At 74.9% G+C, this 21,719-nt stretch carries 19 protein-coding genes; 14 read left to right on the forward strand and 5 right to left on the reverse strand.

Features of this window, described 5'->3' with window-relative positions; all coding sequences use genetic code 11:
• Positions 1-837: MBL fold metallo-hydrolase (locus MN205_RS18505; RefSeq protein ID WP_242129874.1), on the reverse strand; the 837-nt coding region annotated here is incomplete at its 3' end.
• Between the two features lie 96 nt (positions 838-933).
• On the opposite strand from MN205_RS18505, the gene MN205_RS18510 reads away from it, so the two are divergent.
• The 6 genes from MN205_RS18510 to clpB all read left to right on the forward strand — a co-directional run bounded on the left by MN205_RS18510 (position 934) and on the right by clpB (position 7,659).
• Positions 934-1,914 (forward strand): SPFH domain-containing protein, encoded by a 981-nt coding sequence (locus tag MN205_RS18510; protein ID WP_242129875.1) that lies wholly within the window; start codon positions 934-936, stop codon positions 1,912-1,914.
• Positions 1,911-2,183, forward strand: a complete 273-nt coding sequence (locus tag MN205_RS18515) for a hypothetical protein (RefSeq protein ID WP_242129876.1) — start codon at positions 1,911-1,913, stop codon at positions 2,181-2,183. The genes MN205_RS18510 and MN205_RS18515 overlap by 4 nt, the downstream gene beginning before the upstream one ends.
• Before the next feature lie 91 nt (positions 2,184-2,274).
• Positions 2,275-3,423, forward strand: a complete 1,149-nt coding sequence (locus MN205_RS18520) for a zinc-dependent alcohol dehydrogenase (RefSeq protein WP_374115985.1) — start codon at positions 2,275-2,277, stop codon at positions 3,421-3,423.
• A gap of 18 nt (positions 3,424-3,441) precedes the next feature.
• Complete coding sequence (locus MN205_RS18525) at positions 3,442-4,065, forward strand: hypothetical protein (protein WP_242129877.1); 624 nt, start codon at positions 3,442-3,444, stop codon at positions 4,063-4,065.
• 204 nt (positions 4,066-4,269) lie between these two features.
• Complete coding sequence (locus tag MN205_RS18530) at positions 4,270-4,761, forward strand: cell wall-binding repeat-containing protein (RefSeq protein WP_308220309.1); 492 nt, start codon at positions 4,270-4,272, stop codon at positions 4,759-4,761.
• Between the two features lie 249 nt (positions 4,762-5,010).
• The gene (gene clpB / locus MN205_RS18535) at positions 5,011-7,659 is read left to right on the forward strand and encodes an ATP-dependent chaperone ClpB (RefSeq protein WP_242129878.1); all 2,649 of its coding nucleotides are present in this window, start codon (positions 5,011-5,013) and stop codon (positions 7,657-7,659) included.
• Positions 7,660-7,713: 54 nt separating this feature from the next.
• Here the strand turns inward: clpB and MN205_RS18540 are convergent, their stop codons facing one another.
• Both MN205_RS18540 and MN205_RS18545 read right to left on the reverse strand, forming a co-directional pair.
• Positions 7,714-10,032, reverse strand: coding sequence for a SpoIIE family protein phosphatase (locus MN205_RS18540; protein WP_242129879.1), 2,319 nt, complete (start codon positions 10,030-10,032; stop codon positions 7,714-7,716).
• A gap of 162 nt (positions 10,033-10,194) precedes the next feature.
• Positions 10,195-11,784: an alkaline phosphatase gene (locus MN205_RS18545; RefSeq protein ID WP_242129880.1), complete on the reverse strand. Its 1,590-nt coding sequence runs from the start codon at positions 11,782-11,784 to the stop codon at positions 10,195-10,197.
• A 217-nt stretch (positions 11,785-12,001) separates the two neighbouring features.
• On the opposite strand from MN205_RS18545, the gene MN205_RS18550 reads away from it, so the two are divergent.
• The 4 genes from MN205_RS18550 (at position 12,002) to MN205_RS18565 (ending at position 16,015) form a co-directional block, all read left to right on the forward strand.
• Positions 12,002-13,312: an aromatic acid exporter family protein gene (locus MN205_RS18550; RefSeq protein WP_242129882.1), complete on the forward strand. Its 1,311-nt coding sequence runs from the start codon at positions 12,002-12,004 to the stop codon at positions 13,310-13,312.
• Between the two features lie 136 nt (positions 13,313-13,448).
• Entirely contained in the window at positions 13,449-14,480 is a 1,032-nt protein-coding gene (locus MN205_RS18555) for a mechanosensitive ion channel family protein (protein ID WP_242129884.1), read from the forward strand.
• A 161-nt stretch (positions 14,481-14,641) separates the two neighbouring features.
• On the forward strand, positions 14,642-15,829 hold the full coding sequence (locus MN205_RS18560; RefSeq protein ID WP_242129886.1) for a glycosyltransferase family 2 protein: 1,188 nt from the start codon (positions 14,642-14,644) through the stop codon (positions 15,827-15,829).
• A gap of 12 nt (positions 15,830-15,841) precedes the next feature.
• Positions 15,842-16,015 carry a hypothetical protein gene (locus tag MN205_RS18565; protein ID WP_242129888.1) on the forward strand — a complete coding sequence of 58 codons (174 nt, stop codon included), beginning with the start codon at positions 15,842-15,844 and terminating at the stop codon, positions 16,013-16,015.
• A 36-nt stretch (positions 16,016-16,051) separates the two neighbouring features.
• On the opposite strand, the gene MN205_RS18570 is transcribed toward MN205_RS18565, so the two are convergent.
• Entirely contained in the window at positions 16,052-17,017 is a 966-nt protein-coding gene (locus tag MN205_RS18570) for a P1 family peptidase (RefSeq protein WP_242129889.1), read from the reverse strand.
• A 29-nt stretch (positions 17,018-17,046) separates the two neighbouring features.
• Positions 17,047-17,850, reverse strand: coding sequence for an AraC family transcriptional regulator (locus MN205_RS18575; RefSeq protein WP_242129890.1), 804 nt, complete (start codon positions 17,848-17,850; stop codon positions 17,047-17,049).
• 49 nt (positions 17,851-17,899) lie between these two features.
• On the opposite strand from MN205_RS18575, the gene MN205_RS18580 reads away from it, so the two are divergent.
• The 4 genes from MN205_RS18580 (at position 17,900) to MN205_RS22125 (ending at position 21,702) form a co-directional block, all read left to right on the forward strand.
• Positions 17,900-18,343 carry a DUF2000 domain-containing protein gene (locus tag MN205_RS18580; RefSeq protein ID WP_242129891.1) on the forward strand — a complete coding sequence of 148 codons (444 nt, stop codon included), beginning with the start codon at positions 17,900-17,902 and terminating at the stop codon, positions 18,341-18,343.
• Positions 18,344-18,488: 145 nt separating this feature from the next.
• The gene (locus MN205_RS18585; protein WP_242129892.1) at positions 18,489-19,832 is read left to right on the forward strand and encodes an extracellular solute-binding protein; all 1,344 of its coding nucleotides are present in this window, start codon (positions 18,489-18,491) and stop codon (positions 19,830-19,832) included.
• Positions 19,829-20,788 (forward strand): carbohydrate ABC transporter permease, encoded by a 960-nt coding sequence (locus MN205_RS18590; protein ID WP_242129893.1) that lies wholly within the window; start codon positions 19,829-19,831, stop codon positions 20,786-20,788. Before MN205_RS18585 ends, MN205_RS18590 begins: the two co-directional genes overlap by 4 nt.
• A gap of 35 nt (positions 20,789-20,823) precedes the next feature.
• Positions 20,824-21,702 carry a carbohydrate ABC transporter permease gene (locus tag MN205_RS22125; RefSeq protein ID WP_374115986.1) on the forward strand — a complete coding sequence of 293 codons (879 nt, stop codon included), beginning with the start codon at positions 20,824-20,826 and terminating at the stop codon, positions 21,700-21,702.
• Positions 21,703-21,719 lie beyond the last annotated feature (17 nt).

Genomic DNA, 21,719 nt, shown 5'->3' on the forward strand with positions numbered 1-21,719 from the left:
GCGGGCCTCGGCGCCGAGCTCGTCCAGGTCCCCGTAGCGCGCCGAGAAGTGCGTCAGGACCAGCCGGCGCACGCCCGCGCGCGCGGCGGCCTCGCCGGCCTGCCGCGCGGTCAGGTGCGCGTACTCGTGCGCCAGGCGCTCGTCGCGGTGCAGGTAGGTGGACTCCACCACCGCCAGGTCCGCGCCGCGCAGCAGGTGCTCCACCGCCGGGCAGGCGCGGGTGTCCATCACGAGCGCGAACACCTGACCGCGCCGCGGTTCGGTGACGTCGGTGAGCCGCACGCCGCGCAGCTCACCCTCGCGCTGCAGCACCCGCACGTCCGGCCCGGAGATCCCCGCGGCGGCCAGCGCCTCCGGGCGGAACCGGACCCCGGCGGGTTCGGCGAGGCGGTAGCCGACGGCGGGCACCCGGTGCTCCAGGGCCCGCGCCGTCAGCGCGCACCCGGCCACCTCGGCCACCGGCACCTCCTCCTCGCGCGCGGGGACCCCCTCGACGCGCACGTCGACGTCCGCGTCGGCCACCGCGGCCAGGGCCCGCAGGTGCGGCACGGCCTCCTCGGGGCCGTGGACGGTCACGGAGCGGCCGGGGGAGTCCAGCGCCATCCGGTTCAGCACGCCCGGCACCCCCAGGCAGTGGTCGTTGTGCCGGTGGGTCACGCAGATCCGCTCCACGCGCGGGGAGGCGACGCCGCCGAGGACCATCTGCCGCTGGGTCCCCTCGCCGGCCTCGAACAGCACGGAGGTGGAGTCCCACCGCAGCAGGTAGCCGTTGTGGTTCCGGGTGCGGGTGGGGGCCTGGCTGGCGGTGCCCAGGACGACGAGTTCGCGCGCTGCCACCCGCCCAGCGTGCCCCCTCCCGCGCTCGGGCGCGGCCCCTCGACGCCGTGGTAGCAAAGTGATATCACTTCAAGGGCCACCCGAGAGGAGACCACCGTGTCCCGCACCGCCGAGGACCCGCGCGCCGAGACCCGCCGCCCGGACGACCAGAGCCCTTCCGCCGCCCCGCCGGCCACCACCCCCGTCGGCCACGACGGTGCCCGCGTCGACATCGCCGAACGCCCCGCCCACCACCTGCACGGCGCACGGGCCCTGCTCGCCGTCCTGGCGCCCCTCCTGCTCACCGCGCTGTTCGCGGTCCTGGCCCTCGCCCTCCCCGGCGCCCGGCCGGTCCTGTGGGCGCTCACCGCCCTGGCGGGGCTGGCGACCCTGCTGCTGCTGACCTCGCTGCGCACCGTGCAGCCCGGCCAGACGCGCGTCGTGCAGTTCTTCGGCCGCTACACCGGCACCGTGCGCGAACCCGGCCTCGTCATGGTCGTGCCGCTGTCCACGACCGTGAGCGTCTCGGTGCGGGTGCGGAACTTCGAGACCGGCCGGCTGAAGGTCAACGACGCCACCGGTTCCCCCGTCGAGGTCGCCGCCATCGTCGTGTGGCAGGTCGCCGACACCGCGCAGTCCACGTTCGCCGTCGAGGACTACGACGAGTTCGTGGAGATGCAGAGCGAGTCCGCGCTGCGCCACGTCGTCACCACCCACCCCTACGACGCCCCCGCCGGCCCCTCGCTGCGCGGGTCCACCGACGTCGTCGCCGACGAGCTGGCCCACGAGGTCGCCGCCCGCGTCGCCGTCGCCGGTGTGGAGGTCGTGGAGGTGCGCATCACGCACCTGGCGTACGCGCCGGAGATCGCCCAGGCGATGCTGCAGCGCCAGCAGGCCTCGGCGATCGTGGCCGCGCGCGAGCAGATCGTCGCCGGCGCGGTCGGGATGGTGGAGCTCGCCCTGGCGCGGCTGCAGGAGCTGGACGTGGTCGAGCTCGACGAGGAGCGCAAGGCCGCGATGGTCAGCAACCTGCTGGTCGTGCTGTGCGGGGACGGGCGGGCCACCCCCGTCGTCAACACCGGCACGCTGTACGGGTGAGCGCCGCGGGCGCGGACGGGACGGCGGGCGGGACGCCCGGTGAGGGTGCGCCGGCGCGCGGGCGCAGCCGCAAGCAGGTGCTGCTGCGCCTGGACCCGGCCGTGCACGAGGCGCTGGCGCGGTGGGCCGCCGACGACCTGCGCAGCGTCAACGCGCAGGCGGAGTTCGTCCTGCGCGAGGCGCTGCGCCGGGCCGGGCGGATGCCCGCGGACGCCGGCGACCTGCCGCGCCGCGGGCGCCCGCCCGCCGCGCGCGGTGACGGCGGCTGACGCGCGGGGGTGCGGGACCGCTCCCGCGGGGGCACAGTGGGCGCCGACGAGGCCGGCAGCGGGCCGCCCCAGGACTGCACGGGAGTCGCCGGTGCGAGCCATGGTCTACCGCGGGCCCTACCGCGTGCGCGCGGAGGAGAAGGACTCCCCGCGCATCGAGCACCCGAACGACGCGATCGTGCGGGTGACCCTGGCCGCGATCTGCGGGTCGGACCTGCACCTGTACCACGGGGCGATCCCCGACACCCGGCCCGGGACGACGTTCGGGCACGAGTTCATCGGCGTCGTCGACCAGGTGGGCCCGTCGGTGGAGAAGCTGCGGGTCGGGGACCGGGTCATGGTGCCCTTCAACATCTTCTGCGGCTCCTGCTTCTACTGCGCGCGCGGGCTGCAGTCCAACTGCCACAACGTCAACGCCAACGCGACCGCCGTGGGTGGCATCTACGGCTACTCCCACACCGCCGGCGGCTACGACGGCGGCCAGGCCGAGTACGTGCGCGTGCCCTTCGCCGACGTGGGTCCGGCGGTCATCCCCGACTGGATGCACGACGAGGACGCGGTCGTGCTCACCGACGCCGCGGCGACCGGGTACTTCGGGGCGCAGCTCGCCGACGTCGTCGAGGGGGACGTCGTCGTGGTGCTCGGCGCGGGCCCCGTCGGGCTCCTCGCGGCGCAGTCGGCCTGGCTCATGGGTGCCGGGCGGGTGATCGTCGTGGACCAGTTGCCGGAACGGCTGGAGAAGGCCCGCACCATGGCCCACGCGGAGACCGTGGACTTCACCGAGCACGACGACGTCGTCGTCCACCTGAAGCGGATCACCGGGTTCCTCGGCGCCGACTCGGTGATCGACGCAGTGGGCGCCGAGGCCGACGGCAACTTCCTGCAGCACGTCGCCGGGGCGAAGCTGAAGCTGCAGGGCGGTTCCCCGATCGCCCTGAACTGGGCGATCGACGCCGTGCGCAAGGGCGGCACGATCTCCGTGATGGGCGCCTACGGGCCGGTCCCGAACGCCGTGAAGTTCGGCGACGCGATGAACAAGGGCCTGACCCTGCGGATGAACCAGACACCCGTGAAGCGGCAGTGGCCGCGGATGTTCGAGCACGTCCGCAACGGCCACCTCACGCCCCGCGAGGTCGTCACCCACCGGTTCCCGCTGGAGCACGTCGCCGAGGGGTACCACGTCTTCTCGTCCAAGCTCGACGGCTGCATCAAGCCGCTCGTCGTTCCGGGCGCGAGCTGAGCTGCAGGAGGAACCGCCGTGACCGCACCCGAGGGCGACCGCCTGGACCACCTCGACCCCGAGGACCCCGCGTACACCTACACGGCCGCGAAACCCCCGCTGCCGGAGACCCCCGAGCAGTTGCGCGCCCGCATCCCCGGCTGGGGCGTGGACCTGGACCCGGCGGACCGCCCGGCGTTCCCGCGCGAGCGCTTCGACCCCGACCTGAACGGCGCGCACTGGGAGTTCCCCGAGCGCCAGCCCGAGCGGCTCCCCCGCGAGCGCTCGATCGAGCACGCGTTCCTGACGCCCGTGTTCGGTACCGCGACCCCGCTGAAGGGGGTCTCGGGCGCGGTGCGCCGCTACGCCTACCGCTACGGCGAGGCCCGCACCGCGCACTGGTTGCTGCTGATCGCCGCCGACCGGGTGGACTCGGTGGAGGAGACGGTGAGGTCCTTCGCGAGCCGGCACCCCGACGACCCGGTGACGGAGACCGGCGTGCTCGCGGAGGCGACGCACGGCGGGCTGCGCTCCCGGTTCGGGCGCGGCCGGGCGGACGTGCACCACCAGGTGCTGGACCCGGTCGTCGTCGCCGCGCCCTGGGTGGTGGGCGGGGTCGTGGGGTACCGGGCCCTGCGAGCCCTGGTGCGGCGGGTGCGCTGACAGCGGCCCCTGGAAAGTCACTGCGGGTGTTCGCTGACTGACTCCCCGCGAGGTGCGGCGGGGAACGCGTGACGTCCCTCGCCCGTACGGGTCAGGGGGCCGCTCTCCGTGAGCGAGGTGGAGCGGGGGACGCGGCACAGTCGGTGTGACGGACGGTGATCGTCCGTGCTGCACCCGACACCACGGAGTGACCCCCTCATGCGCGTGAAGCTCGTCGCCACCCTCGCCGCCACCGCCCTGGCCGGCGCGGCCCTCGCCACCGCCGGTACCGCCACCGCCGGCACCGCCGCCCAGCACGACGCCCCCGGGGCGTCGGGCGCCACCGCCGCGTCCGCCGCCGGCGGCGCGGAGCTGAGGTCGGCCGTGAGCACTCGCGGCAACCTGCGCCTGTCGGGCAGCGACCGCTACGAGACCGCGGCCGAGGTCTCCGCGGCGGTCTGGGAGCCCGGCGCCGCCCCCATCGTCTTCATCGCCTCCGGCACGTCCTTCCCGGACGCCCTGGCCGCCGGTCCCTCCACCCTCGGTGTCGGGCCGCTGCTGCTGACCGAGCGCGACGCGCTGCCCGCCGCCACCCGCGCCGAGCTGCAGCGCCTGCGCCCCTGCTACGTCGTGGCCGTCGGCGGTACCGCGAGCGTCTCCGACGCCGTCTTCACCGACGCCGAGCAGTACGCCGACCCGGCCGGCTGCCCCGCCTGAGCCGCTCGACCCGCTCGATCCCCACCCCCTCCACCCCTCCGCTCCTCCACGGTGGTCTTGCGCGGGTGAGCGCTCAACCGTGCAAGATCACGGCGGGAGGGGGTGGGGGCGGGAAGGGTGGGTGGGGGCGGCCGCGTCGACACCGGGGCTGCGGGGCCGAGGAACCTGGGAGTTGAGCGGAACAAGCTCAAGTCTGGCAGCGTTGGAGCCAGCGAAGTCGTTCCGCACCACTCGCCCGGAGGTAGCCCCGTGGACCTCAAGCTCACCACCCGCGCCCAGGAGGCGCTGGCCGACGCGGTCGGCCGCGCCACCTCCGCCGGCCACGCGCAGGTCGAGCCCCTGCACGTCCTCGCCGCGCTCGTCGCGCAGGAGAACGGCGTCGCCGGCGCCCTGCTCGACGCCGTCGGTGCCGACCGCGCCCTCCTGACGCGCCGCGTCGACGGCGCCCTCGCCTCGCTGCCCAGCGCCTCCGGCTCCTCCGTGGCGCAGCCGCAGCTCTCCCGCCCCGCCGTGCAGCTCATGCAGTCCGCCGGCGACGAGGCGCGCGGCCTCGACGACGCCTACGTCTCCACCGAGCACCTGCTGCTCGGTGCCGCCGCCGGCCAGTCCGCCGCCGGGGAGGCGCTGCGCGCCGTCGGCGCCACCCGCGACGCCCTGCTCGACGCGCTGCCGGACGTGCGCGGCGGCGTGAAGGTCACCTCGCCCGACCCCGAGGGCACCTACAAGTCCCTCGAGAAGTACGGCGTCGACCTCACCGAGCGCGCCCGCCAGGGCGAGCTCGACCCCGTGATCGGCCGCGACGCGGAGATCCGCCGCGTCGTGCAGGTGCTGTCTCGCCGCACCAAGAACAACCCCGTGCTCATCGGCGAACCGGGCGTCGGCAAGACCGCCGTCGTCGAGGGCCTCGCCCAGCGCATCGTCGCCGGCGACGTGCCCGAATCGCTGCGCGGCAAGCGCCTCGTCGCCCTCGACCTGGCCGCCATGGTCGCCGGGGCGAAGTACCGCGGCGAGTTCGAGGAGCGGCTGAAGGCCGTGCTGGAGGAGATCCGGCGCTCCGAGGGGCAGGTCGTCACCTTCATCGACGAGCTGCACACCGTCGTCGGCGCCGGTTCCGCCGAGGGCTCCATGGACGCCGGCAACATGCTCAAGCCCATGCTCGCCCGCGGCCAGCTGCGCCTCGTCGGCGCCACCACCCTCGACGAGTACCGCGAGCGCATCGAGAAGGACCCCGCCCTGGAACGCCGCTTCCAGCAGGTGTTCGTCGGCGAGCCCAGCGTGCCCGACACCATCGGCATCCTGCGCGGCCTGCGCGAGCGGTACGAGGCTCACCACAAGGTCGCCATCTCCGACGCCGCCCTCGTGGCCGCCGCCACCCTGTCCGACCGGTACATCTCCGGCCGCCAGCTGCCCGACAAGGCCATCGACCTCGTCGACGAGGCCGCGTCCCGGCTGCGCATGGAGATCGACTCCTCGCCCGTCGAGATCGACGAGCTGCGCCGCGCCGTCGACCGGATGCGCATGGAGGAGCTGGCGCTGTCCAAGGAGGACGACGCCGCCTCCCGCGAGCGCCTCGACGCGCTGCGCGCGCAGCTCGCCGACCGGCAGGAGCAGCTCACCGCCCTCACCGCCCGGTGGGAGCAGGAGAAGGCCGGCCTGAACCGCGTCGGTGAGCTCAAGCACGAGGTCGACGAACTGCGCTCGCACGCCGAGCGGCTGCAGCGCGAGGGCGACCTGGGCGGCGCCAGCGAGATCCTCTACGGGCGCATCCCCGCCCTGCAGCGCGAGCTGGAGCGGGCGCAGGCCGCGGAGAACCAGGCCGTCGAGCACAAGCCGATGGTCGCCGACGAGGTCGGTCCCGACGACATCGCCGAGGTCATCGCGGGCTGGACCGGCATCCCCGCCGGCCGGATCCTCGAGGGCGAGACCGAGAAGCTGCTGCGCATGGAGGAGTTCCTCGGCGCCCGGCTCATCGGCCAGGCGAAGGCCGTCGAGGCGGTCTCGGACGCGGTGCGCCGCAGCCGGGCCGGCGTCAACGACCCCGACCGCCCCACCGGTTCCTTCCTGTTCCTCGGCCCCACCGGCGTCGGCAAGACGGAACTGGCGAAGGCGCTCGCGGACTTCCTCTTCGACGACGAGCGGGCCATGGTCCGCATCGACATGAGCGAGTACTCCGAGAAGCACGCGGTGGCCCGCCTCGTCGGCGCGCCCCCCGGCTACGTCGGTTACGAGGAGGGCGGCCAGCTCACCGAGGCCGTGCGGCGCCGGCCGTACTCGGTGGTGCTGCTGGACGAGGTGGAGAAGGCCCACCCGGAGGTGTTCGACATCCTCCTGCAGGTCCTCGACGACGGTCGCCTCACCGACGGGCAGGGTCGCACGGTGGACTTCCGCAACGTCATCCTCGTCCTGACCTCGAACCTGGGGTCGCAGTACCTGGTGGACCCGGAGCTGTCGCGGGCCACCAAGCACGACGCGGTGATGAGCGCGGTGCGGGCGAACTTCAAGCCGGAGTTCCTCAACCGCCTCGACGACGTCGTGGTGTTCGACCCGCTGTCCACGCAGGAGCTGTCCCGGATCGTGGAGATCCAGGTGCAGCGCCTCGCCGGTCGCCTCGCCGACCGCCGCCTCACCCTGGAGGTGAGCGACGCGGCGAAGGACTGGCTGGCGCTGACCGGTTACGACCCGGCGTACGGCGCCCGGCCGCTGCGGCGCCTGGTGCAGCGGGAGCTCGGCGACCGGCTCGCCCGCGCGATCCTCTCCGGGGAGGTCCGCGACGGCGACACCGTGGAGGTGGACGTGGAGAACCGCGACTTCACCGTCGACCTCGACGCCCAGGACGCCGCTCGCTCCACCGGGCTCGTCGTGCGCCGCGCGGAGGCCCCGGCCGTCAGCGCCCTCTGACGACCGCGGCGGCGCCCACCGGGTCCCGCACCCGGTGGGCGCTGCTGCAGGGGCTCACCTGCGCCGCAGCAGCACCAGTGTGGTGTCGTCACCCCCGCCGCCGGGCACGGCCGTCAGCAGCCGGTCCACCACGGCCGCCATGCCCCGCTCCGGGTCCGGCAGGAGTTCCCCGGCGGCGCGGGTGGCGGCCTCCGCGAGCGCGGCGGTCGTCTGCTCCAGGCCGGCGTCGCGGCGTTCCACGAGGCCGTCGCTGTGCAGCAGCAGCGCAGCGTCGGCGGGCAGCGGGACCCGCACGTTCTCGCCGTCCAGGCCGGTCGTCGGCCCGAACCCCAGACCGAGCACCGGGCGCGGTGGCACGTGCAGGGCCGTGGTGCCCGCCGCGCTGACGAGCAGCGGGGCAGGGTGCCCGGCGCTGGCCAGCTCGACGACCGCCGCGGAGCCGTCGCCCGGGCCGTCCCCGGTGCCGCCGTGCTCGACGATCCCGACGACGGCGGTGGCGGTGTGGTTGCCGGGCATGGTGCCCACGAGGGTGTCGAGGCGTTCCAGCGCCGCGGCGGGGGAGTGCCCCTCCAGCAGGTAGGCGCGCACCGCCGTGCGAAGCTGCGCCATCGCCGCGGCGGCGTGCACGCCGTGCCCGGCCACGTCCCCGACCACCACGGCCACCCGGTCACCGTCAAGGGGCAGCACGTCCCACCAGTCGCCGCCGAGCTGGCCGCCCTCCGCGGGGCAGTAGCGGGCCAGGACCTCGAGGCCGGGCACCTCGGGCGCCTCGTCGAGGACGACGGCGCGCTGCAGGGACTCGGCGATGGCGATCTGCCCGCGCGAGCGCCCCAGCATGAGCCCGGTGATCTGGTTGCGCAGCCGGTCCGCGGTGATGCCGTGCCACGGCAGCCACGGGGCGCTGCGCCCGCGCACGACCTCCTGCCACTTCTCGAAGCTCTTGCGGGGGCTGATGCGCACCGCTGCCCCCTCGCCCTGAGCGATCTGCACGTTGTGCGGGTCGCCGCCCCAGTCGACGACCCGGGGCTGCTCGGGGCGCAACCACAGCACCCAGGCGTCTCCGTCGATCCCCACCCGCAACGCACCCGCCGCCGAACCGGCCACGTCGGCCAGGCCGGGGCTGAGCGCGGACAGGTGGTCGGTGAACGTGGCGGCGCCGTCGGCCCGCGCGAGCAGCGTGGTGATGCGCTGCACGGCCGCCCACGGCGGTACCTCGCCGCAGGTGAGCAACCGGCTGCCCGTCCAGGCGGCCACGCCCCCGGCGTCGAGCATCCGCAGCAGGCGGCCGTCCTCGACGAGGGTGGCCAGCGGTTCGCGGTCGCTGGCGGCCACGGCGGTGAGGACGTCCGTCATGAGCTCCGCCGCGGCCAGGGCTTGCTCGCGCTCGCGGGAGCGCACCCGCTCGCCGACGAGCTGGGAGGCGGTCTGGCCGAGGAACTCCGCCGCGGAGCGGGCGTCGTGGCCGGGGCGGTGCGGGCCGGAGTAGTGGTGGCACGCCACCAGTCCCCACAACCTGCCCTCGACGACGAGGGAGACGGACATGGAGGCGGTCACGCCCATGTTCTTCAGGTACTCGACGTGGATGGGCGAGACGCTGCGCAGCACCGAGTGCGACAGGTCCAGCGGGGCGCCGGTGCCCGGGTCCAGCAGGGGGTGCAGGGGTGCGGGCGCGTAGTCGACGTCGGCGATCAGCCGGGTCCAGTTCACGGTGTAGAGGCGGCGGGCCTGGGCGGGGATGTCGGAGGCGGGGTAGTGCAGGCCGCGGAAGGCGTTGAGGTCGTCGCGGCGGTCCTCGGCGACGACCTCGCCGTTCCACTGGGCGTCGAAGCGGTAGACCATGACGCGGTCGAAACCGGTCAGGGTGCGCACCTCCCGCGCCAGCCGGTCGCACAGCCCGTCGATGCCGGAACTGCCGGCCAGGCGGGCGATCGCCGCCCGGGTGGCGCGGTAGGACACCGGTGCCGCGTCCGGCGAGAGCGGCTCCACCTCCACCACCAGCCGGTCCCCGGACACGTGCAGCGCCACGTCGGCGTCCACCGGGCCGGCGGCCACGTCCAGGCGGGCGTGCAGGGCCTCGTCGAGGTTCCCCCCGACGTCGGCCTCGCGCACCCGGCGGGCGACCTCCTCGCCGAGCAGTTCCGTCAGCGCTGCGCCCGGCACGTCCCGCGGGGCGCGCCCGAAGAACCCCGCCGCGTTCGTGGAAGCCACCACCACCCGGTGCTCGGTGCGGTCGACGGCCAGCAGCACGCCGTGCGGCTGCACGGCGCCGGGCACGTGGATGGGCTCGCGGTCGCACGTCGTCAGGTCGACCGCGCCGTACGCGGGGGCGAACGCCTCGGGGTGCTGGAGGGCACCGGGCGAACCGGCGTTCACCGGCCCACCGCCGCGGTGGGGGCGGGGTGACTGACGCGCACTCTTCTCCCGGGGGCCTCAGCGGGTGGCCGGCGGCCACCGGTCCCACGCTAACCCGCGGAACCGGTGGCCGTCCTGCCGGCGCCGGGCGGGTACCCCGCCGCGCTCCCGCCGCGGCCGAGCTCAGACCTCCTGCAGCCCCGGGTTGCCGGCCTCCACCACGAACGAGGCGCGGGTGCGCACCGGCGCACCCGGCTGCGAGACGTGGTCCAGCACGCGGAAGTCGGCGCGCAGGTGGTCGCGCTCGAAGCGGGCGATGCCGTAGCCGCGCCGGTCGTCGGCCAGCTTCAGGTCGGGGTTGTCGGCCAACTGGTCCGCGCCGTACCCGTCGGTGCCGTCGCCGCCGGAGGTGATCGAGGTGCACACCAGCTCCACGCCGACCGGGGCCGCGTCCGCGTCGGAGGGGTCGCGCGTCAGGTCCGCGGCGTAGTGCTTGTGCACGTCCCCCGTCAGGACGACGGGGTTCTGCGCGCCGCGCTCGACGAACCCGTCCAGCAGGCGCTGCCGGTCGGCGGTGTACCCGTCCCACGAGTCGGGGTTGAACCCGCGGTCCGCGCCGGGCACGTAGTCGTGCTCGTGGACCATGACCTGCTGGGCGATGACGTCCCACGTCGCGGCCGAGGAGCCCAGGCCCTCCAGCAACCAGTCGCGCTGCTCGGTGCCCAGGATCGTGCGGTTCGGGTCGTCGCGCTCGGGACCCGTCGCGGGGAACTGGTCCCCGCCGGGCTGGTCGCTGCGGTACTGGCGGGTGTCGAGCACGTGGAACGACGCCAGCCGCCCCCAGTCGAGGCGGCGGAACAGCCGCATGTCCGGGCCCTGCGGCATCGACGAGCGCCGCAGCGGCATGTTCTCGTAGTACGCCTGGTAGGCGGCGGCGCGACGGGCGGCGAACTCCTCCTGCGTGGGGTGCGGCTCCTGCTCCTCGGCGACCAGGTCGGCGTAGTTGTTCTCGACCTCGTGGTCGTCCCAGGTCACCACCCACGGCGCGACCGCGTGCGCCGCCTGCAGGTCGGGGTCCGTCTTGTACTGGGCGTGGCGCTGACGGTAGCCGGCCAGCGTCGTCGTCTCCGGGCCGGCGTGGTCGCGGACGTTGCCGTCACCGACGACGTACTGGTTCTTCTCGTACTCGTAGATGTAGTCGCCGAGGAACAGGACCACGTCGGGCTGCTCCTCCGCCAGGCGCCGGTAGGCCGTGAACCAGCCGTGCTCGTACTGGGCGCACGAGGCGAACGCCATCGTCAGCGGCGTTCCCCAGGTGCGCGGGTGCGGCGCGGTGCGGGTCGTCCCGGCGGGGGAGAGGTGGGTGGAGCGGCCCTCGACGCGGAAGCGGTACCAGTACTGGTGCCCGGGGTGCAGGCCGTCCAGCTCGACGTGGACGCTGTGCCCCAGGTGCGCGGGGGCCACCTCGGTGCCGCGCCGCACGATCCGGCGGAAGCCCTCGTCGTGCGCGACCTCCCACTGCACGGGGACGTCGCGGTCCGGCATCCCGCCGCGGCCGTCCTCGGCGTACGGGTCCGGCGCCAACCGCGTCCACAGCACGAACCCGTCGGGGGTGGGTTCACCGGAGGCGACGCCGAGGGTGAAGGGGTCCGCGAAGCCGCGCTCGCGCGGCCACGCGCCCGCGGTCAGCAGCCCGGCGCCCAGGCCGGCGCCGAGGACGGTGGCGCCACCGAGCAGGGTGCGGCGTGCGAGGGGAGGGGGGACGTCGGTCACGGGGGCTCCTGTGGTCGTGCTCTGGTCCGGCTGTGCTCCGGCTGTGGTCCGGTCGGGGAGCCAACCGGGCACGGGCGACCTCGCGGGGTCACAGGCGCAGCCGCCCGGTGAACACGACGGCAACGGTCGTGTGCGTCGGGCAACTTCCGGTCGATTCGACGGCGCGGTGCGGACGCGGCAGCGTGGAGCCGCACGCGGCGGAGCGGGAGGGGGTGGCATGACGGCGGTCGGGCGGCGCTGGGCGGCCCTGCGGGGGGCGCTCAGGGCCGGGCGCGCGCGGCGGCCGCGCGCCCGGCTGTGGCCGACGCTGGCCTCCACGGCACGGCTGACGGCCGCAGCGGTCGTCTCCTACCTGTTCACCCTCGTCGCGACGCAGGGCCCCGTCGACCTCACCGGCTCCCTCACCTCGCTGCTGGTCCTGCAGGCGTCGGCCACCTCCAGCCTCAAGATGGCCGTGGTGCGGGTCGGCGCCGTCCTCACCGGCGTCCTCGTCGCCGTCGCCCTGTCCGCCGTCGTCGGGCTCAGCTGGTGGAGCCTGGCCGTGGCGGTCGGCGCCTCCCTGCTGCTGGCCGCCGTGCTGCGGCTGGGCGCCCAGGCGCTGGAGACACCCATCAGCGCCATGCTCGTCCTGGCCGTGGGCGGGCAGGAGATCGCCGCGGAGACCCGCCTCGTCACCACGTTCATCGGCGCCGGGGTCGGCATCACCTTCAGCGTGCTCGTGCCGCCACCGGTGCCCACCCGCGACGCGGTCAGCGAGGTGCGCGCGGTCGCCCAGGAGCAGGCCGAGTGCCTGATCACCGCCGGCACCGCGATGGCCGCCCGCCCCGTCACCGAGGCCGAGGTCACCGACTGGCTCACGCGCGCCCGGGCCGTCACCACCGCCGCCGACCGGGCCGCCACCGCCCTCGGCGACGTCCGCGACCTGCGCCGGTTCAACCCCCGCGCCCTCGCCACCGCCGACGTGGAACCGGTGCTGCGCAGCGGGCTGGAGGCCCTGGACAGCTCGCTGCTGGCGCTGCGGGCCCTCTTCGTCGCCATGCGCCAGGAGGCGCCGGCGCACGCGGCCGGCGACGACGGGTACGGCCAGGAGGTGCGCGCGGCGTTCGCGGTCGTGCTCACCGAGGTCGCCGCCTGCCTCGACGAGTTCGGTGCGCTGCTGGAGGCCGAGGCGTCCGGCGTCGAGGCCGAGGTGGAGCAGCGCCTCGCGCAGAGCCTGGAGCGGGCGGGGGAGGCGCGCGCCACCCTCACCGAGCTGCTGCTGGTGGACGCGCGCGAGCAGACCTCGCTGTGGCTGCTGCGCGGGACGGTCCTGCTGGCCGTCGAGCAGGTCCTCACCCCGCTGGACCTGGAGACCCGCGCCCGGGTGCGCGCCGAGCGCCCCTGGCGCGAGCCGCCGCTGGCCGCCACCACACCGGTGGTGCGCCGGCTGCTGCCGCGGCCCGTCGTGCGCCGGTTGCGCCGGGTGCGGGTGCTGCGACGGCTCGCCGGGCTGGAGCTGGGAGGTGACCGGCGCCCGTACCGGCGCTGACCGCCCGGTCGCGCCCGGCGGCCCTCCCCGCGCCGAGCTGCGCGGGACCGCACCGCTGGGTACGTTCGGCCGACCGCGGGGTACCCCGCCCCGACCCGGGAGCCCCCGGGCCGCCGACCCCGGGAGGCCGTGCCACGTGACCCTGTTCCTCGACGGCGGGGTCCTCGAGACGCCCGTGCTCGACTCGGTGCCCTCCGAGGCCGTGGAGCTCTTCGGGGTGACCCTGGTCGGCGTCAGCGCCACCACGGGCGTGAAGCTGCTGTTCACCGCCGTCCTCGTGCTCGCCGTGCTGGGGCTGCGGGGCGCGGCGCGCGCCGTGGTGCGCCGCGCGCTGGGCGGGCGGGTCGCCGACCCCCGCCGGTTCTGGGCCCGGCAGGGCCTGCAGGTCCTCAGCGCCGTCGTCCTCGTCCTGGGCGTCTTCTCGATCTGGGTGACCCCGGAGACGGACCTGACCACCGGCGTCGGGCTGCTCAGCGCCGGTCTCGCGTTCGCCCTGCAGCAGGTGCTGCTGTCGCTGGCCGCCTACTTCGTCATCCTGCGCGGCAACACCTTCGGCGTCGGCGACCGCGTCAGCCTCGGCGGTGTGCGCGGCGACGTCGTGCGCCTGGGGTTCCTCAAGACCACGGTCATGGAGATGGGGCAGCCGCCCTCGGCCGGTTCCGGCGGCGCGGACCCCGCGGGGTGGGTGCACTCGCGGCAGTACACCGGCCGCCTCGTGACCGTCACCAACGGCGTCATCTTCGACGAGCCCGTCTACAACTACACCCGCGACTTCCCGTACCTGTGGGAGGAGATCGCGCTGCCCGTCCCCTACGGCGCCGACCGCGCCCGCGCCGAGGCCGTCCTGCTCGCCGCCGCCCGCGACCACGCGGTCGTCGACGACCCGGCCGCCGAAGCGGCCCTGGCCAGGATGCGCACCCGCTACGCGATCTCCGACGCCTCGCTGGAACCGGCCGTGTACTGGCGCCTCACCGACAACTGGCTGGAGATGTCGCTGCGCTTCCTCGTGCCGCACCGCGGGGTGCGCGCCGTCAAGGACGCCGTGACCCGGCAGGTCCTCGCCGGTCTGGACGAGGCCGGCATCGGCATCGCCTCCGCCACCCACGACATCGTCGGGCTGCCGCCCCTGCGCATCGAGGAACCGCCGGCCCGGCGCGAGCGGAGCTGACCCGCCGGCGCGTCACCCCGGCGCCCCCGCACGGGTGAACCGGTTTCGGCTGGACGGATGACGTGCGCCGACGGGGGTGCACTCGCGGTCACTCCCCGGAGCAGCATGGTGACCGGTCGCCGACCCCACGGCGGCTGCGGTCCCCAGCCGGAGGTCCTCCCTTGCCACCCGCCATCGTCGTCGTCGTGCCCGCGCACGACGAGGCGACACAGCTCACAGGCACGCTGCAGGCCCTGCAGCGGCAGACGCGTCCTCCGGATCGGGTGATCGTCGCCGCGGACAACTGCACCGACGCCACGGCGGACGTCGCCCGCACCCTGGGGGCCGAGGTGCTCGAGACGGTCGGCAACACCGACAAGAAGGCCGGCGCCCTCAACCAGGTGTTCGCCAGTCGATTCCGCCGCAGCGCCAGGGCCCCCCGGCGCACGGAGGGGGAGCGGTCGTCCGGCGGGGGACGCCGCTCCACCGGCGACCGCCGGTCCACCCCCGGCGCCCCGGGACGCCCCGACCTCGCCGCCGACGACTTCGTCCTCGTCATGGACGCCGACACCGTGCTCGCCCCGAGGTTCCTGGAGACCGCTGCCGCGTCCCTGGAGTCCGACCCGCGGATCGGTGCGGTCGGCGGCATCTTCTACGGGGACCCCGGCGCCGGCCTGCTCGGTCAGCTGCAGCGCAACGAGTACACGCGCTACGGCCGCGAGATCGTCCGCACCGGGCGAGTGATGGTGCTGACCGGCACCGGCACCCTGTTCCGGGCCGAGGCGCTGCGCCAGGTCGCCGAGCAGCGCGGCCGTGCGCTGCCCGGACGCGCGGGCCAGGTCTACGACACCCTCGCGCTGACGGAGGACAACGAGCTCACGCTCGCCCTGAAGACGCTGGGCTGGCGGATGACGTCGCCCGCGGAGTGCGTCGTCACCACCGAGATCATGCCGACGTGGCGGGACCTGTGGGAGCAGCGCACGCGCTGGCAGCGCGGTGCGCTGGAGAACCTCCGCCACTACGGCCTCACCCGCACGACCTCGCGGTACTGGGGGCAGCAGCTCGGCATCGGGTTCGGGGTCCTCGCGTTCCAGCTCTACCTGCTGCTGGTCCTCGCCATCGCCCTCGACCCGGCGCTGGCGTTCGGGACCACCCCGCTGTGGACGGGCGTGGGCCTCGTCTTCCTGGTCGAGCGCCTGGTCACCGTCTGGCGCGGTGGCTGGGCGGCCAGGCTCACCGCCGCCCCCCTGGTCGTGGAGCTCGTCTACGACCTGTTCATCCAAGCCGTCTTCGTCCGCTCGCTGGCAGACCTGGTGACGGGAAGGGAGGCCCGGTGGCACCACGTCACCGCGGCCCCCGCGACGCGTTGAGGAGCGTGTGACGTGTACGGGCAGATCAGCCTCGTGAGCAGCACCGGCGGCCTGGGCACCGCGGCCCTGGTGTGGTCAGGCACCACGGGATCCCTCCAGCTCGCCGTCGCCGGCAGCACGCTGGTGTTCGCGGCGCTCGCCGTGGGCAAGATCCTTCCGAAGCGGGGGACCGCGAGCCGCCACTAGGGGCCGGGGGCCGTCCCTGGCGCCCCGGCCGGTGCCTCACCCCGGCCACCGGGGCAGCAGTTCACCGCCGACCTCCACCGGTTCCGCCGACGCCACCGCGTCCAGCACCGCCAGCCGCACCGACTCCGCCGCCGCCGCCTGCAACCGCACCAGTTCCGCGACCCGCTCCGGTCGCGTCCCCGGAAGCGCCACCGCCCCGGTGGCGAGCGCGAACACGGTGTCCCCGTCGGAGAGGGTGTGCACCGGGTCCAGCGCCCGGGCCAGCCCGTCGTGGGCGGTCGTCGCCGTGCGCGAGACCTCCGCCGGGTCCAGGGCGGCGTCCGTCGCCACGCACGCGAGCGTGGTGTTCAGCGCCGGCCCCGAGCCCAGCGGCTCACCGGGCACCGCACCGCCGCGCGCCGCGCCCGGCGCCACCGGCAGCCCGAAAGCGTTCACCACGGCGATCGCCCCGACCACCGCACCGCCCACCCGTACCGAGGCCGTGCCCACCCCGCCCTTGAAGCGGCGCCCCACGACCGCCCCCGTGCCCGCCCCGGCCACGCCGCGCCGCACCACCGTCCCGGCGGGGGAGTCCGCCGCGGCCGCCGCCTCGTACCCCATCGCCTCCGTCGGGTGGTTGCCGAACACCCCGCCGCGGCCCAGGTCGAACACGGCCGCCGCCGGCACGATCGGCACCACCTCGCGCTCGCTAGCTCCGACGCGGAAACCCCGGCCCCGCTCGGCGCACCAGCGCTGCACCCCGTGCGCGGTGACCAGGCCGTACGCGCTGCCGCCCGTGAGCACCACCGCGTCCGCCGTCGGCACCAGGGTGCGCGGGTCCAGCGCGTCCGTCTCGTGCGTGCCGGGGCCACCGCCGCGCACGTCCACCCCCGCCACCGTCCCCGGCGGCGGCAGCACCACGGTGACGCCGGTGAGCCAGCCGCCGCCGCGGCGGGTCACCTGCCCCACCCGCACACCGGGCACGTCGGTGATCGAACCGGGACCCCTGCGCTCGCCGCTCACACCCCCATCGTGGCCCCCGGGTGCGGTGCTCAGGTCGCGAACCGTCCCGGCGTGACGCCCAGCAGCCGCCGGAAGTGCCGCGTCAGGTGCGCCTGGTCGTGGAAACCCGCCAGCACCGCCGCCCGCGCCGGGCGGTGACCGGCCAGCAGCAGCCGCCGCGCCAGGTCCACCCGCCGGGCCGTCAGGTACGCGTGCGGCGGCATCCCCACCTCGCGCCGGAACGTGCGCACCAGGTGCTCCGGGGTGGCGTGCAGCTCCCGCCCGGCCCGCTGCAGCGTCACCCCCTCCACCACGTGCGCGTCCAGCAGCTCCCGCAACCGCGCCGCCAGCGGTGCGTCCCGGCGCGGCGGTCGCGCCTCGCGGCCCTCCAGCCGCCGGCGCAGCCCGGCGACCAGCAGCACCGCCCGCGCCGCCGCCTCGAACTCCTCGCCGGGCAGCGACAGGACCGCGTGCAGCGCCGCCACGGCGCCCCGCAGGGCGGGACCGGCCAGGGCGGGCTCGTCGACGGCCGCGCCCACCAGGTGCGCCGGCAGCGCCTGCGGTTCCAGGTACAGCACCCGCTTGCGGAACCCCGCGCCCGTCGCGGCCCGCCCGTCGTGCGGGACGTCCGGCGGCAGCACCGTGACCGCCGAGCCGAGCGCACCGCGGTGCCGGCGGTCCAGGTCGTAGCTGACCGCGCCCTCGTCGACGAGCAGCACCGCCCAGGTGCCGTGCACGTGCATCGGGTACGCGTGGCGGGTGAACCGGGCGTGCAGGACCTCGGCGACGCCGGGGACCGCCGGCCGCCAGCTGCGCACCACCTCGGCCGCGGACCCGGCCGTCGCCTCGGGCACGTCAGGAACGTACAAGACGCCCCCCGCTGCGCCGCGCCACGCTGCCGCCGTGAACGAGGTCACCACCCCCGACGACGCCCCCGTCCGGTTCGACACGAAGATCGCCGTCCTCCTGCGCGAGGACCTGGCCGCGTGGCAGCGCCTGAACGTCACCGCGTTCCTGGCCGGCGGCGTCACCGCCGCCCACCCCGAGCTCGTGGGGCAGCCCTACGCCGACGCCGACGGCACCGCCTACCTGGCCCTCCTCGGGCAGCCGGTGCTCGTCCTGGAGGGCACCGCGGACCTGCTGCGCACCGCGCACCGCCGTGCGGTGGAGCGTGGCCTGCCGCTCGCGGTGTTCACCGCCGGCATGTTCGCCACCGGTCACGACGCGGCGAACCGGGCCGTGGTCGCCGCCGCGCCCGGCGCGCAGCTCGACCTCGTCGGGATCGCGGTGCACGGCCCGCGCGGCCGCGTCGACAAGGTCGTCAAGGGGGCGCGCATGCACCCGTGACCACCGGGGACCGCGGTGCGCCGGGCGGGCCCCGCCCCTCCGGTGACACGGATCACGTCGTGCACCGACGCCGGGGTTCGTGGCCCGGGAGCACGCAGCGTGGTTAGTCTGCGACTCCAGGATCTCTCGACGACGAGGAGCCCACGTGCAGACGACACGACGCGGTGCGCTGGGGGCCGCGCTGGGTGCGGGGGCGGTGGTGCTGAGCGGGTGCGCCGCCGGCGCCGCCGGCGACTCCGTGAACCAGCGGCCCCTGAAACCCCGGGCCGACGGACCGATCACCCTCACCTACTGGGCCTGGCTGAAGGACCTGCAGTCGGTGTGCGACCTGTGGAACGCCGAGAACCCCGACGTGCAGGTCAAGGCCGTCTGGAGCGGCGCCGGCACCAACGGCGGCTACACCCGCATGTTCGGGGCGCTCGCCGCCGGCGGCGGGGCCGACATCGCCCAGGTCGAGTTCCAGGTGCTGCCCAGCTTCCTGCTGCAGAACGGCCTCGTCGACCTCTCCCGGTACGGTTTCCGGGAACACCTCGGCGACTACCGGGAAGGCGACATCGCCCGCGTCTCCCTGGGTGACGGCGTCTTCGGCGTCCCGCAGGACACCGGGCCGATGGGCTGGTTCTACCGGCGCGACGTCCTCGACGCGATCGGCGCGACCCCGCCGGCCACCTGGCCGGAGTGGGCCGACCTCGCCCGCGCCGTCAAGGAGGCGAACCCCACCCACCGGCTGGAGGGGTTCAGCATCAACGACCCCAACGTCTTCACCAGCCTGTGCATGCAGGCCGGTGCCGCCTGGTTCACGCCCGACGGCGACGAGTGGGTCGTCGACCTGACCGGCGGGCCCACCCGCACGGTCGCCGAGTTCATGGACACCGCCTTCAGCGAGGACCTCTACGACACCGCGCTCGCGCCCTTCTCCTCCGGCTGGACCGCCGCGGCCGCCGAGGGCTCCATCGCCGCGGTCACCACCGGCTCGTGGGGCGACGCCCTCGTGCAGAGCGTCGGCGGCACCTCCGGCCTGTGGGGCGTGGCGCCCCTGCCGGTGTGGCCGGACACCGGGTACGCCTCCGCCACCCTCGGCGGCTCCACCGCCGCGGTGCTCGCGACCTCCCAGCACCCCGCGGAGGCGATGGACTTCATCCACTGGATGACCACCGACCCGCGCGCCATCGACGCCCAGATCGAGAACTGCGGCATCGGCTGGTCGCCGTCGCCCGACTACATCGGGGCCTCCCGCCAGGAGCCGTCCGAGTTCTTCGGCGGCCAGAACTACAACGAGGAGGTGTTCGTGCCCGCCGCCGACGCCCAGAACCCCGACTGGGCCTGGTCACCGATCTTCATCGAGCTCAACGACGCGCTCTCCGCGGTCTTCCGCGAGCGCGGCGCCGGTGGGCGCCCGATCGTCGACGCCCTGCCCGCCGTGCAGGAGCAGACGCTGACGATCATGCGCGAGAAGGGCCTCCGGGTCCGGGCCGGGAGCGCCTCGTGAGCGCCCCCGCGGCGCCCGCCGCCCGCAGCACGGGCGCACGGCCCGCGGTGTCGCGGCGACGCCCCGCTCGTGCCGACCACGCCCAGCGCCGCGCCCCGTGGCTGCTGCTCGCGCCCTTCCTCGTCCTGTTCGCCCTGACGTTCGTCCTGCCCATCGTCTACGCCGTCGGGCAGAGCTTCACCCGCGTCGAGCGCCAGGGCCTCTTCGGCGAGGACGGCATCACCTCCCGCTTCGCCGGGCTGGACAACTACGAGAGGGCGCTGGGGGACCCGGCGTTCGTCGACTCCATCTGGCGGGTGCTGCTCTTCGGCGTCGTCCAGGTGCCCGTGATGATCGTCGCGGTGACGATCCTCGCCCTGCTCCTGGAGTCGGCCTCGGCCAAGTGGCCCGCGTTCTTCCGCGCCGCCTACTTCGCCCCGTACGGCATCCCCGGCGTCATCGCCAGCATCCTGTGGTCGTTCCTCTACCTGCCGGGCTTCTCGCCGATCGTCGCGGGCCTGCAGGCGCTGGGGTTCGCCCCGGACTTCCTGGGCCCGCAGACGGTCCTGTGGTCCATCGCCAACATCGTCACCTGGTCCTACGCCGGCTACAACATGCTGATCGTCATCGCGCAGCTGAAGGCCATCCCGGGTGAGGTGTACGAGGCGGCGAAGGTCGACGGCGCCGGGCCGTTCCGCCTGGCCTGGTCCGTGCAGCTCCCCCTGATCCGCCCGGCCCTGGTCCTGACGACCGTCTTCTCCATCATCGGCACCCTGCAGCTCTTCGCCGAGCCGCAGGTGATGCGCGCCGTGTCCCCGGCCATCGACGTGAAGTACACGCCGAACTTCGCCGCCTACTCCTCGGCGTTCTCCTACAACGACTACGGGGTGGCGGCCGCGCAGGCCGTCGTCATCGCCCTGGCCGCGTTCGTCCTGTCGTTCGTCTTCCTGCGACTCGTCTCCCGGAGGGACTCGTGACCGCCGTCCGCCCCGAGGAGGACCGCCTCGCCACCATCGGCGCCGTGCAGCGCACCCCGCAGCGCGGTGCGACCCGGCCACCGGCGGCGCGCACCATCATCGTCACCGCGGTGCTGGCGCTCGTCGCCGTCTACTTCCTCGTCCCCGTCTACTGGGTGGTCGTCGCCGCCTCGAAGTCCACCGAGGACCTCTTCACCACCAACGGGTTCTGGTTCGCCGGGTTCCAGCTCTTCGAGAACGTCGGGCAGGTCTTCGCCTTCGACGACGGCATCTTCGTCCGCTGGTTCTTCAACAGCCTGCTCTACGCCGGGGGCGGTGCGCTGGTGGCGACCTACCTCGCCGCCGCCGGCGGGTACGCGCTGGCGGTGTACGACTTCAAGGGCCGCGACCTCGTGTTCGGCCTGATCCTGGGCGGGGTGCTCGTGCCGGGGACGGCCACCGCGCTCCCGCTGTTCCTGATGTTCAGCAACCTGGGCCTGACCGACAGCTACCTCGGTGTCCTGCTGCCCAGCTTCGTCTCGCCGTTCGGGTTCTTCCTCTGCCGCATCTTCGCCGGGGCGGTCGTGCCCGCCTCGCTCGTGGAGTCCGCCCGCCTCGACGGGGCCGGTGAGCTGCGCATCTTCCACACCTTCGGGCTGCGGATGATGGTGCCCGCGCTGGTGACGGTCTTCCTCTTCCAGTTCGTCGGCATCTGGAACAACTACCTGCTGCCGCTCATCATGCTCGCCGACGAGCAGCTGTACCCGATCACCGTGGGGCTGGTGAACTGGCGGGCCCAGACCGACCGGCTCCCGGAGTTCTACGAGCTCACCACCGCCGGCGTCCTCGTGTCCGTCGTCCCGCTCGTCGTCCTCATGGTCGTGCTGCAGCGCTTCTGGCGCGGCGGCCTCACCGAGGGGTCCGTCAAGGGGTGAGCACCCGCGCGCGGCGG

Source organism: Kineococcus sp. TRM81007, from assembly GCF_022669155.1.
Classification (GTDB): Bacteria; Actinomycetota; Actinomycetes; order Actinomycetales; family Kineococcaceae; genus Kineococcus.